This is a genomic window from Mesorhizobium sp. M0772, from assembly GCF_040320135.1.
Taxonomy (GTDB): Bacteria; Pseudomonadota; Alphaproteobacteria; order Rhizobiales; family Rhizobiaceae; genus Mesorhizobium.
On the sequence record NZ_JAMYPB010000037.1, the window covers coordinates 51,465 to 64,101 of the forward strand.

Annotated in this window: 13 protein-coding genes; 7 read left to right on the top strand and 6 right to left on the bottom strand. The window is 64.4% G+C overall.

Features of this window, described 5'->3' with window-relative positions; genetic code table 11:
- Window positions 1-5: 5 nt before the first annotated feature.
- Window positions 6-794 carry a heme ABC transporter ATP-binding protein gene (locus NKI06_RS22095; protein ID WP_352987149.1) on the top strand — a complete coding sequence of 263 codons (789 nt, stop codon included), beginning with the start codon at window positions 6-8 and terminating at the stop codon, window positions 792-794.
- Window positions 795-902: 108 nt separating this feature from the next.
- Here NKI06_RS22095 and rirA read toward each other — a convergent pair whose 3' ends face one another.
- Window positions 903-1,364, bottom strand: a complete 462-nt coding sequence (gene rirA, locus NKI06_RS22100; RefSeq protein WP_023672640.1) for an iron-responsive transcriptional regulator RirA — start codon at window positions 1,362-1,364, stop codon at window positions 903-905.
- A gap of 295 nt (window positions 1,365-1,659) precedes the next feature.
- Between rirA and NKI06_RS22105 the strand changes: the two genes are divergently transcribed.
- The 3 genes from NKI06_RS22105 to NKI06_RS22115 all read left to right on the top strand — a co-directional run bounded on the left by NKI06_RS22105 (window position 1,660) and on the right by NKI06_RS22115 (window position 4,245).
- Window positions 1,660-2,955, top strand: a complete 1,296-nt coding sequence (locus tag NKI06_RS22105) for a DUF445 domain-containing protein (RefSeq protein WP_023714385.1) — start codon at window positions 1,660-1,662, stop codon at window positions 2,953-2,955.
- Window positions 2,956-3,164: 209 nt separating this feature from the next.
- Entirely contained in the window at window positions 3,165-3,587 is a 423-nt protein-coding gene (locus NKI06_RS22110; RefSeq protein WP_023672638.1) for a phasin family protein, read from the top strand.
- A gap of 160 nt (window positions 3,588-3,747) precedes the next feature.
- Window positions 3,748-4,245 carry a MaoC family dehydratase gene (locus NKI06_RS22115; RefSeq protein ID WP_023681725.1) on the top strand — a complete coding sequence of 166 codons (498 nt, stop codon included), beginning with the start codon at window positions 3,748-3,750 and terminating at the stop codon, window positions 4,243-4,245.
- 15 nt (window positions 4,246-4,260) lie between these two features.
- On the opposite strand, the gene NKI06_RS22120 is transcribed toward NKI06_RS22115, so the two are convergent.
- Window positions 4,261-5,730 (bottom strand): MFS transporter, encoded by a 1,470-nt coding sequence (locus NKI06_RS22120; protein ID WP_352987152.1) that lies wholly within the window; start codon window positions 5,728-5,730, stop codon window positions 4,261-4,263.
- A gap of 121 nt (window positions 5,731-5,851) precedes the next feature.
- Between NKI06_RS22120 and NKI06_RS22125 the strand changes: the two genes are divergently transcribed.
- The gene (locus NKI06_RS22125; protein ID WP_352987154.1) at window positions 5,852-6,745 is read left to right on the top strand and encodes a LysR family transcriptional regulator; all 894 of its coding nucleotides are present in this window, start codon (window positions 5,852-5,854) and stop codon (window positions 6,743-6,745) included.
- A gap of 4 nt (window positions 6,746-6,749) precedes the next feature.
- On the opposite strand, the gene NKI06_RS22130 is transcribed toward NKI06_RS22125, so the two are convergent.
- A complete protein-coding gene (locus NKI06_RS22130) occupies window positions 6,750-8,168 on the bottom strand; it encodes an aminotransferase-like domain-containing protein (RefSeq protein ID WP_352804647.1) in 1,419 nt (472 codons plus the stop codon).
- Window positions 8,169-8,274: 106 nt separating this feature from the next.
- Here NKI06_RS22130 and NKI06_RS22135 point away from each other — a divergent pair, with 106 nt between their 5' ends.
- Window positions 8,275-9,138 (top strand): DMT family transporter, encoded by an 864-nt coding sequence (locus tag NKI06_RS22135; RefSeq protein WP_352987156.1) that lies wholly within the window; start codon window positions 8,275-8,277, stop codon window positions 9,136-9,138.
- Window positions 9,139-9,166: 28 nt separating this feature from the next.
- Here the strand turns inward: NKI06_RS22135 and NKI06_RS22140 are convergent, their stop codons facing one another.
- The 3 genes from NKI06_RS22140 to NKI06_RS22150 are packed head-to-tail and all read right to left on the bottom strand — an operon-like array spanning window position 9,167 to window position 11,606.
- Complete coding sequence (locus NKI06_RS22140) at window positions 9,167-10,207, bottom strand: zinc-dependent alcohol dehydrogenase family protein (RefSeq protein ID WP_023688171.1); 1,041 nt, start codon at window positions 10,205-10,207, stop codon at window positions 9,167-9,169.
- Window positions 10,208-10,243: 36 nt separating this feature from the next.
- Window positions 10,244-10,894 (bottom strand): maleylacetoacetate isomerase, encoded by a 651-nt coding sequence (maiA, locus tag NKI06_RS22145; protein WP_352987159.1) that lies wholly within the window; start codon window positions 10,892-10,894, stop codon window positions 10,244-10,246.
- Window positions 10,895-10,898: 4 nt separating this feature from the next.
- Window positions 10,899-11,606, bottom strand: a complete 708-nt coding sequence (locus tag NKI06_RS22150) for a fumarylacetoacetate hydrolase family protein (RefSeq protein WP_023688173.1) — start codon at window positions 11,604-11,606, stop codon at window positions 10,899-10,901.
- A gap of 178 nt (window positions 11,607-11,784) precedes the next feature.
- Here NKI06_RS22150 and NKI06_RS22155 point away from each other — a divergent pair, with 178 nt between their 5' ends.
- Window positions 11,785-12,468 carry a response regulator gene (locus tag NKI06_RS22155; RefSeq protein ID WP_023701705.1) on the top strand — a complete coding sequence of 228 codons (684 nt, stop codon included), beginning with the start codon at window positions 11,785-11,787 and terminating at the stop codon, window positions 12,466-12,468.
- The last annotated feature ends 169 nt before the right edge of the window (window positions 12,469-12,637 follow it).

The window sequence follows — 12,637 nt, forward strand, 5'->3', positions numbered from 1 at the left end:
GCGGCATGATCGAAGCACGCGATGTCTCGGTGGCGATCGGCGGCAAGCGCATCGTCGCTAATGTCGATTTTGTCGCACGGCCGGGCGAGATCGCCGCCATCGTCGGACCGAACGGCTCGGGCAAGACGACTTTCTTGAAGGCGTTGTCGGGCGATCTGGCGTTTACGGGGACAGTGGCCGTCAACGGGCGCGACCTCTCCGCGATGAGGCCGGTGGAGGCCGCCACCGTGCGTGCCGTGCTGCCGCAGGCCGCGACGCTGTCCTTTCCCTTCACCGTGCACGAAGTGGTCAGGCTCGGCCTTATCGGCGGCCGTTCCGGCGTTCTGCCGGGCGAAGATGATCGTCTGCCCGAGCGGGCGCTGGCGCGGGTCGACCTCGACGGCTTTGCCGGCCGCTTCTATCAGGAGCTTTCGGGCGGCGAACAACAGCGTGTGCAGCTGGCGCGCGTGCTGTGCCAGGTCTGGGCGCCGGTGCTGGACGGCAAGCCGCGCTATCTCTATCTCGACGAGCCGGTCTCCAGCCTCGATATCAAGCACCAGCTGATCATCATGAACATCGCCCGCGATTTCGCCCGGCGCGGCGGCGGTGTGATCGCCATCCTGCACGACCTCAATCTGACGGCCATGTATGCCGACCGGATTTTCGTCATGCATCGCGGCCGGCTCGCCGCCGACGGTTCACCGCAGGAGGTGCTGAGCGACGATCTGATCGAAAAGGTGTTCGATTGTCGGCTAAGGGTCGGTGTGTTGCCGGCGGCGAACATGCCGTTCGTCTTGCCGCAGTCAGCCGCCTAAAGCGCGTCGCGTTTGAACGGACTCAGGCGACGCGCTTTAGGTCTTTGTCTTTATGCATGTCGTTGTCTCAAAACCGGGGCCACTTTTGAGCGACATGCACTAGAAAACTCAGGCGGCCGGAGCTCGCTGGACCAGCATGTCGATGCCGAGCAAATGACGCACATTCGGGCGCGCCGCCACCATATCGGCGATAGTGTAGCGGGAGAGTACGGCAAAGAAGGCGTTGAGCGCCTCGCGCAGCGCCGAATTCAGCTGGCAGCTGTCGACCAGCGGGCATTCGGCGGCGTCGTTTTCGAAGCACTCGGCCATGGCGAAGCTCTCTTCGGTCACCCGTACGACGTCGAACAGGCTGATCTGCTCGGCGGGGCGGCCGATTCTCACGCCGCCATTCCTGCCGCGCACCGTCTCGACTAGGCCATGCTCGACCAGCGGCTGCAGGATCTTGAACAGGAAAAGCTCCGACACCGAATAGGCGGCCGCAATCTCGGGGATGCGGCTCAGGCGATCGTTGTTGGCGGCGCAATACATCAGGATGCGCATGGCGTAGTTGGTCTGGCGCGTCAGCCGCATTTCATTCCTCACCCGAGTCCTGGCGCGTTGGAACTGCACCAGATTTTAGATTGTGCTGGTGCGGCTTTCTCACCCGGAGTTTCGGATTCGCCCACACTGGCCTGATCGGAATATGGCCTATACCTTGGAACAATTCCAGACTGGGATTGCATGATAGATGAACATTCTTGTCAACTTTGCGTGCGAAACCGGCAATTCCCGGACGAAATCGGCCCATCCGATCATGCTACGGGCCCAAACACCCCCTAAATAGCCCATGCCAGATAGCCAAGAGATCGATGAGGAGCGGCGTATCATGTCCCAATCGGCTTCGTCCCTGGCGCCTGGCGGTTTTGATGCCGAGACGGGCGCCAAGCTTTTCGCGTTGCGGCGGACAAAGTTCCTCGCCACGGCTGCGCTGGTGCTTTGCGTCGTGGTTTTTGCCGTGGCCAAATCGTTCGAGGCCAAGTATCCGTGGCTGGGCTTCGTGGCGGCCTTCGCGGAGGCGGCGACCATTGGCGGCCTGGCCGACTGGTACGCGGTGGTGGCGCTGTTCAAGCGGCCGCTGGGCCTGCCGATCCCGCACACCGCCATCATCCCAGCGAACCAGAACCGCATCGCCGATAATCTGGGCCGCTTCATCGAGGTCAATTTTCTGGCGCCGGAGCCGGTGCGCGAAAAGCTGGCCGAGGTTGATTTTGCAGCACTCGTCGCCGACTGGCTGACTGACGCCGAACGCTCTGCCGGCCTGTCGCGCTTCGTCGTGCGGTTGGTGCCGCAGACGCTTGCGGCGATCGAGCAATCCGGCCTGCGCGGCTTCGTCACCAGCCGCATGCTGGAGCAGATCGACAAGGTGCCGCTGGCGCCGCTGGCCGCCGAATTGCTGTCGGCGCTCACCGACGACCGCCGCCACCAGAAACTGTTCGACGAATTCACCAGGGTGATTGGCCGGTTCCTGAACGACGAGGAAGCGCTGGCGACCATGCGCGAAAAGATCCGCGAGGAATTGCCGTCGCTGTTCAACCTGTTCAGAGCCGACGCCTATCTGCTGAAGAAGATCGTCGCTTCCGCCGGTTCGCTGCTTGACGAGGTGCGGGCCGATCCCGACCATCCGATGCGCGCCGAATTCGACCGTTTCGCGCACAGCTTCATCGAGCGGCTCAGAACCTCGAAGCAATACGCCAAACGGGCCGAGAAGCTGAAGCGCGATTTCCTGGCGCGGCCGGAAGTGAAGTCGCTCGCCGGCGACATGTGGCAGAGCCTCAGCCTGTTCATCGAACAGGACGCCAAGGCGGAGAATTCGATTGTTCGCGCGCATCTCGCCAACATGTTCGTCGAGGTCGGCCGCCATCTCTCAGGCGATCCGCAGATCAGGGCCGACATGAACCAGGGCTTTGTCGTGGCGCTGTCGTCATTCGTCGAGAGCCAGAAGAGCGGTGTGTCGACGTTCATCGCCGATCAGGTCAAGCGCTGGGACCTTGCCCAGCTGACGAGGCTGATCGAGATGAACATCGGCAGGGACCTGCAATATATCCGCTTCAATGGCATGATTATCGGCGGCCTGGCCGGTCTCGTGCTCTACACGGCGGAGAGGCTGTTTCTCGCTGGCTGATGCTGCATTTGCCGCTGAATTGCTTGGGCGTCCGAATGGACACACGGCGCGCGAGTGCTATTGTCCAGAACAGAACAGTTCACCGTTTCAAGGAAACGGCGACCTGCTCTAACTCTTTGTTTTGACGCAATTCCTGACGGAAAACCGTTTCACACTTTTCCTGGAATTGCTCGAGGTTCAGCATTTGCGACAACTGGGGAGCACGAGCAATGGCCAAACAACCCGACTCCGATTCGTTCCTGGACATGTTCAGCCGGTTCGGCCGTGACCTGAAGGTGCCGAATGTCGAGGCGATCCTCGCGCATCACCGCAAGAACCTCGAGGCGCTGGAAAGATCGGCGCGGGCGGGAGCTGCCGGCGCGACCTCATTGTTGTCCAGACAGCGCGAGATGCTGCAGGACACGCTGCGTGAAGTCAGCGACATGGCGCAGAGCTACAAGGCGCCGGGCAATCCCCAGGAACTGATGACAAAACAGGCGGAGTTCGCCAGGAAATCCTTCGAAGCCGCCCTGAAAAATGCCGGCGAAGTGGCCGAGCTGGTCAAGAAATCCGGCACCGAATCGATCGAAATCCTGCGCAGCCGCATCAAGGAAGCGATGGAGGAAATCCGCTCGGGCTATGACAAGAAGTGACTCTCAACGCAACCATGAGAGGAGTGGGCCGGTTGCGGCGCATGAGCATGGACGAGGGACGCTGTTTGGCGGAAAATGGCGGAACGGAATCGCAACGGGCGAATTGACAGGAGCCGTCCGTTCGTGGTCCGAGGCACTGGGAGCCACCGGGAAAGCAGGAATGACGGAACTACGGCCGAAAACGCCGCCGACCTTCGAGCAGTTAAGGGCGATGGCCGGGCAGGAGCTCGGCGTGTCGGAATGGACGACCGTCGACCAGAACCGCATCAACCAGTTTGCCGAATGCACAGGCGACCATCAGTGGATCCACGTCGATCCGGAGCGGGCGAAGCGGCAGAGCCCATTTCGAACCACGATCGCGCATGGCTATCTGACGCTGTCGATCATCGGCGCGCTGGCGCTGGGCATGGGCATCGTCCCCGAAAACACGCAAGCCGCCTTCAATTACGGCTTCGACAAGGTGCGGTTCCTGGCGCCCGTCAGGGTCGGCGCACGCATCCGGCTGCGCACGACGCTGTTGTCGGTGGAGGACAAGGGGCCGGGCCAGTATCTGATGAAGGCCGCCAATACGGTCGAGATCGAGGGCGAACAGAGGCCGGCGCTGACCGCCGAAACGCTGGTCATGCTTTATGAGCGGCGCAAGCGGGCGGGAGCGTAAGCTCCCTATCTTCGGTCATGATGGCTGTTGCCGCACCGACAGCCTGCCGCCGGCGCGGGTCGAGAGCAGTGCCAGCAACAGCGCAGCCACCGCCAGGACCGTTGCCGTCTGAAAGGTAACCTGCATGCCGTGCGCGGCTGCCGCTGAGGTCAGCATGTCCTGGCTTTGCCGTTCTCCCGTCGAGGCAGCCGCAAAAATGGCGCCCATAAGCGATGCGCCGGTGATCAGGCCGAGATTGCGCGACAGATTGAGCAGGCCGGACACCACGCCGCGCTCGCCGGCAGCGACACCGCTCATGACGGCGGCATTGTTGGATGTCTGGAACAGGGCGTACCCGAAGCAGGTGACGGCGATCGGCACGATATAGCTGGCAATGCCGAGTTTTGTTGCGGCGAGCGACAACAATGAGGTTCCGACGGCAAGACTGAACAGTCCGACGGCCATCATCCTGTGCGCGCCGAAGCGATCGGTGAGGCGGCCGGCGACGAGCGCCGAGAGCGCGGAGACCAGCGGACCTGTCGACAGGACCACGCCGACCATCGCAGCACTGAGCCCCAGCGCTCGCGACAGATAGAATGGAGCGACCACCAGGGTCGCCATCATCACTGTGGCGACAACGAGGTTCGTGGCGAGGCTGGCGCTGAGCCGGATGTCGTACAACCGGGCAAGCCGGATCAAGGGACTTTTCGCCTTCGTCTGCGCGACGCCGAACAGAACGACGCCGATGCCGGCGGCAACCAGCAGGCCGGTGTTGAGGGCGCCGAAATGGCCGTGGCCGAGCGTCATGGCCAGTGCATAGGCGGCGAGCGTCAGGCCTAGCAAGACCGTCCCGATCGCGTCGAACCCGCCTTGAACGCCCGCAGCCTTGCCGCGGGCAGGCAGGGCCAGCCAGGCGAGGGCAAAGGTCAGGAGGCCGAGCGGCACATTGACGAGGAAGATCGCCCGCCAGCCAAAGCCGGCGATCAGCAAGCCGCCGAGCGAGGGTCCGAGCGTCGTGCCGATCGCCGACATGGCGCCGAGCAGGCCCATGGCGCTGCCGGTTCTCTCCTTGGTCACGGTCTCCGCGACAAAGGCCAGCGTCAACGCCATCATCAGCGCGGCACCCAGCCCTTGCACGGCGCGCGCCGCGACCAGCAGCCAGAGCGTGGGCGCCAGGCCGCAGAGCACCGAAGCCAGCGTGAACAGCGCGATGCCGCCGAGCAGCAACGGCCGGCGGCCGACCATATCGGCCAGTCGGCCAGCGCTGACGATCAGGGCCGTGATGGCGAGCAGATAGGCGAGAACCACCCATTGCACGGACTGGAACGACGCACCGAACGCCTGCATCAGGGTAGGCAGTCCGACGCTGGCAATGCTGGTTCCAAGCGACGACAGCAGCGTGGCGAACGACAGGCTGGCCAATGCCAAGACAGGAGAGTGGGCCAGGCCTGCGGACCGGGTTTTCTGCGGCGCCGATGCGCACTCGTTCTGCTCGGCAGTTGCCATGGCGATTTCCTCCTTGTCAGTCCCGCAACCGAGATCTAGTCGTCGGGGTGGAATGGCGGAAGGCGCAGCATTTGCATCTTATTCGTGCGCCAAACGCCATGGCATGTGCTACAATCCGCCGATGGCATCGCCCGATCTCAATCTGCTGTTCGCGCTCGACGTTTTGCTCGCCGAAGGCAGCGTGGCGCGCGCCGCCAGCCGGCTACGGCTCAGCCCGTCGGCGATGAGCCGCACGCTGGCGCGGCTGCGGGAAGCGACCGGTGATCCGCTGCTGGTCCGCGCCGGCCGCGGCCTGGTCCCGACGCCGCGCGCGGAGGCATTGCGGCAGCAGGCCGGCCGTGTCGTCCAGGAAGCGGAAATGCTGCTGCGCCCTGCCAGGCCTCTCGATCTCGCGAAGCTGGAACAGATCTTCACGCTGCGCACCAATGAAGGGTTCGTCGAGGAATTCGGGCCGCGTCTTGTCGCCCGCATCCAGGCCGAGGCGCCGGGCGTGCGGCTGCGCTTTGCGCCGAAAGCCGACAAGGATGTCGCCTCATTGCGCGACGCCGACATCGACCTCGAAATCGGCGTTGCCGGCGAGGCCGGACCTGAAGTGCTGATACAGGCGCTGTTTCGCGACCGCTTCGTCGGTGCTGTGCGAGCCGGCCACCCTTTGAGCGAAGGCGCGGTAACGCCTGAACGCTACGCGGCCGGCCGCCACATCAGCGTTTCACGGCGGGGTCGGGAAAGAGGGCCGATCGATCAGACTTTGGCGCTGCTCGGCCTGCAGCGAACCGTGGCGTGCATGGTCTCCGGCTTTTCGGCTGCACTCTCCATGGCGCGCGCTTCGGACCTTATTGCCAGCGTGCCCGAACGGCACACGCAAGGCGCACGCGCCGGCATGGTCAGCTTTCTGCTGCCGGTTGCCACGGTGGAGGTCACCATCTCGATGCTCTGGCATCCACGGCTCGATGCCGATCCGGCGCAACGCTGGCTGCGAGATTGCATTCGGGAGGTCTGCGCGGCCTCCCGCTGAGCGCTCAGCGCGCCATTGCCGCCTTGAGCACCCTGAAAATCCGCTCGTCTTGGCATTGGGCAACGTTGAAGCGCAGGAACCGGCTGGCGGTTCCCGACAGGCTGAATGCATTGCCGGGCGCCAGCACGATGTTGTCGGCCAGCGCGCGGCGTGCCATTTCAGCCGCGTCCACGCCATCCGGCAGGCTGCACCATAGGAACAAGCCGGCCGGTTGGTCGATCCAGGGCGTGATGCCGATCGCCTTCAGGCGCGCGCCCGTCTCGCCCATGGCGCGGGAAAGCCGCGCGCGCAGCAATTCCATGTGCTTGCGGTAGCTGCCGTCCCTAAGCAGCGTCAGCACCAGTTCGGCCGCCAGCCGGCCGCCGCCGAAGGTGGTGGCAATCTTGAGGTCGGTGAGTTGCTCGATCCAGTCGCGCGGTGCCGCGATGAAGCCGCAGCGAACCGATGCCGATAGCGTCTTGGAGAAGCTGCCGATATGGACGACGCGGTTGAGGCCGTCGAACGCCGCCAGCCGGGGCGCGGGGCTGTGCTCGAAATCGGCGAAGATATCGTCCTCGATGATGGTCAGGTCCGACTGGTCGGCGAGTTTCAGCAGCCGGTGCGCGGTGACCGGCGACAGGATCGCGCCGGTCGGGTTGTGGATGGCGGAATTGGTGATGTAGAGGCGCGGTCTGTGCTCGGCCAGTGCCTGGGCGAACAGCTCGATATCAGGCCCGGATGGCGTGTAGGGCACGCTGACGACCTTGGCGCGGTGGGCGCGCAGCAGCGCGTGGAAATTGAAATAGCAGGGGTCGTCGACCAGCACGGTATCGCCGGGTTCGATCAGGAAGCGGCACAGAAGATCGATGGCCTGCGTGCCCGATTCGGTCAGCATGATCTGTTCGGGCGAGACCTCGATGCCGTGGCCAGCCATGCGCCGCGCGAGCAATTGCCTGAGCGGCGGCAGGCCGAGCGGCGTGCCGTAATCGGCGAGGTCGACATCGTCGGCGCGCGCCACGGTGCGCAGCGCCCGGCGCAAGGCCGCCTGCGGCATCCATGAGGCCGGCATCCAGCCGCAGCCGGGTTTCAGCATCTCGTCGCCGGCTTCCAGCGACTGGCGCGAAACCCAAAGCGGATCGACAGCGCGGTCGAGCCGAGGGCCGATCTCGGCCAGCGATAGCGGCGCCAGCGATCCGGCGGCATAGAAACCCGAGCCCGGCCGCGAGCGGATCGCGCCTTCGGCAGCAAGCCGCTCATAGGCTTCGACGACGGTGGATTTGGACACCTGCATGGCCTTGGCGAAGGCGCGGATCGAAGGCAGCCGCGCGCCCGGCGTCAGGCTGCGCGCGGCAATCCGCTGGCGGATGGTCGCCATGACAGTTTCGACCAGAGTGGCCGCGGCAACAGTGCGTGCGGTGTCGACTTCCAGAACGAGACCAGTCATCTGTATTGCTCAATCAGCCATTACAGTTTGATGGAATTGTACTGCATTGTCTCTGGCTGCACCATAGGCACGTGCCCGATAGAGGGCGAAAGCAATGGAGCCTGGAATGGACAAGACCGCGAGCGGCTGGCTGAACGGATTCGTCGGCGTGCTGATCTTCTCAGGCTCGCTGCCGGCAACGCGGGTGGCCGTGGCCGATTTCGATCCGATATTCCTGACCTCGGCCCGCGCCGCGATTGCCGGAGTTCTCGGTCTCGCCATGCTGATGCTTTTTCGGCAGAAGCGCCCGGAGCGCAGCGATTTTCTGTCGCTGGTCATCGTGGCGCTTGGCGTGGTTGTCGGCTTTCCCTTGCTGACAGCGCTGGCGCTCAAGCACGTCACCTCCGCCCACTCCATCATCTTCGTCGGCCTGCTGCCGCTGGCCACCGCGATCTTCGGCGTGCTGCGCGGTGGCGAGCGTCCGCGCCCGGCCTTCTGGCTGTTCTCCTGCATCGGCAGCGCGCTTGTCGGCGGTTTTGCCTTCTCCCAAGGCGTAACAGCATCACCGATCGGCGACGGCTTGATGCTGGCTGCCATCATCGTCTGCGGGCTGGGCTATGCCGAGGGGGCGGCATTGTCGCGCAGGCTGGGCGGCTGGCAGGTGATCTGCTGGGCGCTGGCGATCTCGCTGCCGATCATGCTGGTGCTGACCTTTGCGACGCTGCCGTCGTCCTTCGCCGGCGTCGGCTCCGGCGCCTGGGCGGGTCTCGCCTATGTCTCGCTGTTCAGCATGCTGATCGGCTTCGTGTTCTGGTACCGCGGCCTCGCCCAAGGCGGCATCGCTGCCGTCGGGCAGTTGCAGCTACTGCAGCCCTTTTTCGGCCTGGCGCTGGCAGCGACGCTGCTGCACGAACAGGTCAGCCCGCTGATGATTGTCGTCACGCTCGGCGTGGTGGCCTGCGTGTTCGGGGCGAAGAAATTTGCGCGCTAGGAGTTTGGTGGTGGAGGGCGACTCCGCCCTAGAACTTCGTCACCACCCCAATGCCAATCCCCTCGAACCCGCCCATCGCCATCAGCGCCGCAGGCGCCTCATCAAGGCTGATCTTCTTGCCGACCAGCAGTTCGGGCTTGAGCTTGCCGGTGCGGATCATCTCCATCATGGCGGGGTAGCGGTAGGCCTGCATGCCGTGGCTGCCGAGGATTTCGAGCTCGAAGGCGATCACCTTGTCCATCGGCACTTGCGGGCGGGCATGTTCGCCCAGCATCAGGCCGACCTGCACGTGGCGGCCGCGCCGGCGCAGATTGGCAATCGAGTTGAAGGATGTCGTGGGGTGGCCGAGCGCGTCCATCGACATATGCGCGCCGCCATTGGTGATCTGCTTGACCGCCTTGACCACGTTCGGCGTGGTCGCGGCGTTGATGGTCGCCACGGCGCCGATCTTTTTGGCGAAGTCCAGTTTCTCGTCGGTGAGGTCGATGGCGATGACATTGGCGCCCATGGAACTGGCGATCATGATCGCCGACAGGCCGACGCCGCCGCAGCCATGCACCGCCACCCATTCCCCCGGCGTCACCCGGCCCTGGTCGACAATGGCGCGAAACGAGGTGACGAAGCGGCAGCCGAGGCTGGCGGCGGTGGCGAACTCCATCTCCTCGGGCAGGCGTACGAGATTGGTGTCGGCATGCTCGATGGCGACATATTCGGCAAACGATCCCCAGGCGGTGAAACCCGGCTGCGTCTGGTGCTCGCAGACCTGATGATTGCCCGAATTGCATTCGAAACAGCGGCCGCAGCCGACGCAGAACGGCACGGTGACGCGCTCGCCGGCCTTCCAGCGGGTCACCTGCTTGCCGACGGCGACGACGATGCCGGCCAGTTCATGGCCCGGCACATGCGGCAGTGTGATGCCATCGTCATGGCCCATCCAGCCATGCCAGTCGCTGCGGCAGAGCCCGGTCGCCTCGACCTTGATGACGACGCCGTCGGCGGCCGGTTTAGGATCCGGCACGGTCTGGATTCTCGGCGCTTCGCCGAATTTTTCGAAGACGACGGCTTTCATCGGCAACTCTCCGTGCTCTGCTCCGGCATTGTGAGCCTATTCGGCATCTATCTGATTCTCCGGCGCTGCCTTCTGAAAGGCCGGCAGCGCCATGCAGGCGGCGTGGATGCGCGAGATCTCGGGGTAGGGTGTCAGGTCGACTCCGAAGCGGGCGTTGCTGGCGATCTGGGCGACCAGGCAGATGTCGGCGAGGCCCGGTGCGTCGCCATGGCAAAATGTGCCGGTCTCATCCGATGAAGCCAGAATCTTTTCAAGCGGCTGGAACCCTTCGTTCACCCAGTGGCGAAACCAGTGGATGACATCCTGGTCGCCGGCGCCGAACAAAGTGCGCAGCGAGGTCAGCACGCGCAGATTGTTCACCGGGTGGATGTCGCAGGCGATCATCTGCGCCAGCATTCGCACGCGCGCCCGGCCGAGCGCATTCTTCGGCAGCAGCGGCGGTTCGGGATGGGTCTCGTCGAGATATTCGATGATCGCCAGCGACTGCGTCAAAAGCGTGCCGTCGCCCAGGATCAGCGCCGGCACCAGCCCCTGCGGATTGACCGCTAGGTAAGCCGGCTCCAGATGGTCGCCATGACGCAGATGATGCGGCACGTAATCGTAGGTCAGGCCCTTCATCTCGAGCGCAATGCGTGCGCGATAGGAGGTGGAGGAGCGGTAGTAGTTATGGAGGACCAGATCGCTCATCGGATCACGGCTTGCCCATCGAATCTTGGCCGATGGTGATCTCGATGGTGCCGATGCCGTCGACACCGCCGGTCATCGTCTGACCCGGCGCTACCGCGCCGACGCCGGCCGGCGTGCCGGTGAAGATCAGGTCGCCCGGTTGTAGTGCAACCGCACTGCTGCAGATCGAAACGATATCGGCAATCGGCCAGATCAGTTCGGCGAGGTCCCCATCCTGCTTCACCGCGCCGTCGACGGCGAGCCAGATGCGGCCCTTTTGCAGGTGGCCGGATTTGGCGGCTGATACCAACGGGCCGCAGGGCGCCGAGCGGTCGAAGGCCTTCGACCAGTCCCACGGCCGGGCTGCTTTCTTGGCCTCGTCCTGCAGGTCGCGGCGGGTGAGGTCGATACCGACGCCGTAGCCCCAGACATGGTCGAGCGCCTGCGCGCGAGGAATGCGGAAGCCGGCCTTGCCGATCGCAGCGACCAGCTCGATCTCATGGTGCAGGTTTTTGGTCAAAGGCGGGTAGGGGACCGTGGTGCCGGAATCGACCACTGCATCGGCCGGCTTGGTGAAGAAGAAGGGCGGGTCGCGCTCGTCATTGCCGAGTTCGCGGGCATGCGCGGCGTAGTTGCGGCCGACGCAGAAGATGCGGCGCACCGGAAAACGCTCGGCAGAGCCGGCGACGGCCACCGACGGGGTTGCGGGCAGGGGAAGGACGAAGTCTGTCATGCGCGGGTCTCTGCTTCAACTGAGGGCACATTTGACCGATTTGGACCGCCGGGCAAGGCATCAGCGCTGGCAAAAGCGTCGGCTGCGCTCCGTGGACCAAGATGGCGATAGACTATTTGCCAATAAGCTGCCCATACCAGCGGGAGTATCCTGCCCAGGGAGGACTGAAACGAACACCATGACCGCAGTCAACGATCGCGCCCGGTTTCTGATCATCGACGACCATCCGCTGTTTCGCGAGGCGCTGCACAGCGCCGTGCAGATGGCGTACCCGGAAGTCGACACGGTGGAGGCGCGCTCGATCGCCGAAGCGCTCGATCTCTTGGGTGGGATAAAACCGTTCGATCTGGCGCTGCTCGATCTCAACATGCCCGACGTTCATGGCTTCGACGGCTTGCTGCAGCTCAGGACCCGCCATCCGCGACTGCCGGTGGTTGTCGTCTCGGGCTATGAGGAGCCGAAGATCATTTCAGAGGCACTGTCCTATGGTGCGGCCGGCTTCATCCCGAAGTCAGCGCGCAAAAGCGATCTCGCCGCCGCCATCCGCTCAGTGATGGAGGGCGCGATCTATGTGCCGGAGACCTATGAGGGACAGCCACCCGACGCCGACAGCGCCGACCGCGCCGACATGGTGCAGCGGCTGGCGAAACTGACGCCGCAGCAGCTGCGCGTGCTGCAGATGCTGCGCCAGGGCCTGCTCAACAAACAGATCGCCTACGAGCTGCAGGTCGGCGAGACCACGGTCAAGGCGCATGTCTCGGAGATCCTGCGCAAGCTCAACGTCTACAGCCGCACGCAAGCGGTGATTGAGGTGTCGAAGCTGGACAATGCGGAGCTGTTTCGCGATCAGGCCGGGTTTTGATCTTTACCCTCCCCCTTATGGGGAGGGTCGATCCGCGAAGCGGAGCGGGGTGGGGGAGCTTGGCGCTGCACCCCGCCCCGGGGCGGGGGGCCGCCCCACACCCCCGCGGGGAGGGGTTGGGGGGGCAACCCGCACCATGCCCCGGCACCCCCGAATTGTGGCGGGGTTG

Coding starts and splice junctions, on each gene's coding strand:
- NKI06_RS22150 (WP_023688173.1), bottom strand. CDS start 11,606: ATGACAGACTTCGTCCTTCCCCTGCCCGCAACCCCGTCGGTGGCCGTC.
- NKI06_RS22110 (WP_023672638.1), top strand. CDS start 3,165: ATGGCCAAACAACCCGACTCCGATTCGTTCCTGGACATGTTCAGCCGG.
- NKI06_RS22140 (WP_023688171.1), bottom strand. CDS start 10,207: ATGAAAGCCGTCGTCTTCGAAAAATTCGGCGAAGCGCCGAGAATCCAG.
- NKI06_RS22095 (WP_352987149.1), top strand. CDS start 6: ATGATCGAAGCACGCGATGTCTCGGTGGCGATCGGCGGCAAGCGCATC.
- maiA (WP_352987159.1), bottom strand. CDS start 10,894: ATGAGCGATCTGGTCCTCCATAACTACTACCGCTCCTCCACCTCCTAT.
- NKI06_RS22155 (WP_023701705.1), top strand. CDS start 11,785: ATGACCGCAGTCAACGATCGCGCCCGGTTTCTGATCATCGACGACCAT.
- NKI06_RS22135 (WP_352987156.1), top strand. CDS start 8,275: ATGGACAAGACCGCGAGCGGCTGGCTGAACGGATTCGTCGGCGTGCTG.
- NKI06_RS22130 (WP_352804647.1), bottom strand. CDS start 8,168: ATGACTGGTCTCGTTCTGGAAGTCGACACCGCACGCACTGTTGCCGCG.
- NKI06_RS22120 (WP_352987152.1), bottom strand. CDS start 5,730: ATGGCAACTGCCGAGCAGAACGAGTGCGCATCGGCGCCGCAGAAAACC.
- NKI06_RS22115 (WP_023681725.1), top strand. CDS start 3,748: ATGACGGAACTACGGCCGAAAACGCCGCCGACCTTCGAGCAGTTAAGG.
- NKI06_RS22125 (WP_352987154.1), top strand. CDS start 5,852: ATGGCATCGCCCGATCTCAATCTGCTGTTCGCGCTCGACGTTTTGCTC.
- NKI06_RS22105 (WP_023714385.1), top strand. CDS start 1,660: ATGTCCCAATCGGCTTCGTCCCTGGCGCCTGGCGGTTTTGATGCCGAG.
- rirA (WP_023672640.1), bottom strand. CDS start 1,364: ATGCGGCTGACGCGCCAGACCAACTACGCCATGCGCATCCTGATGTAT.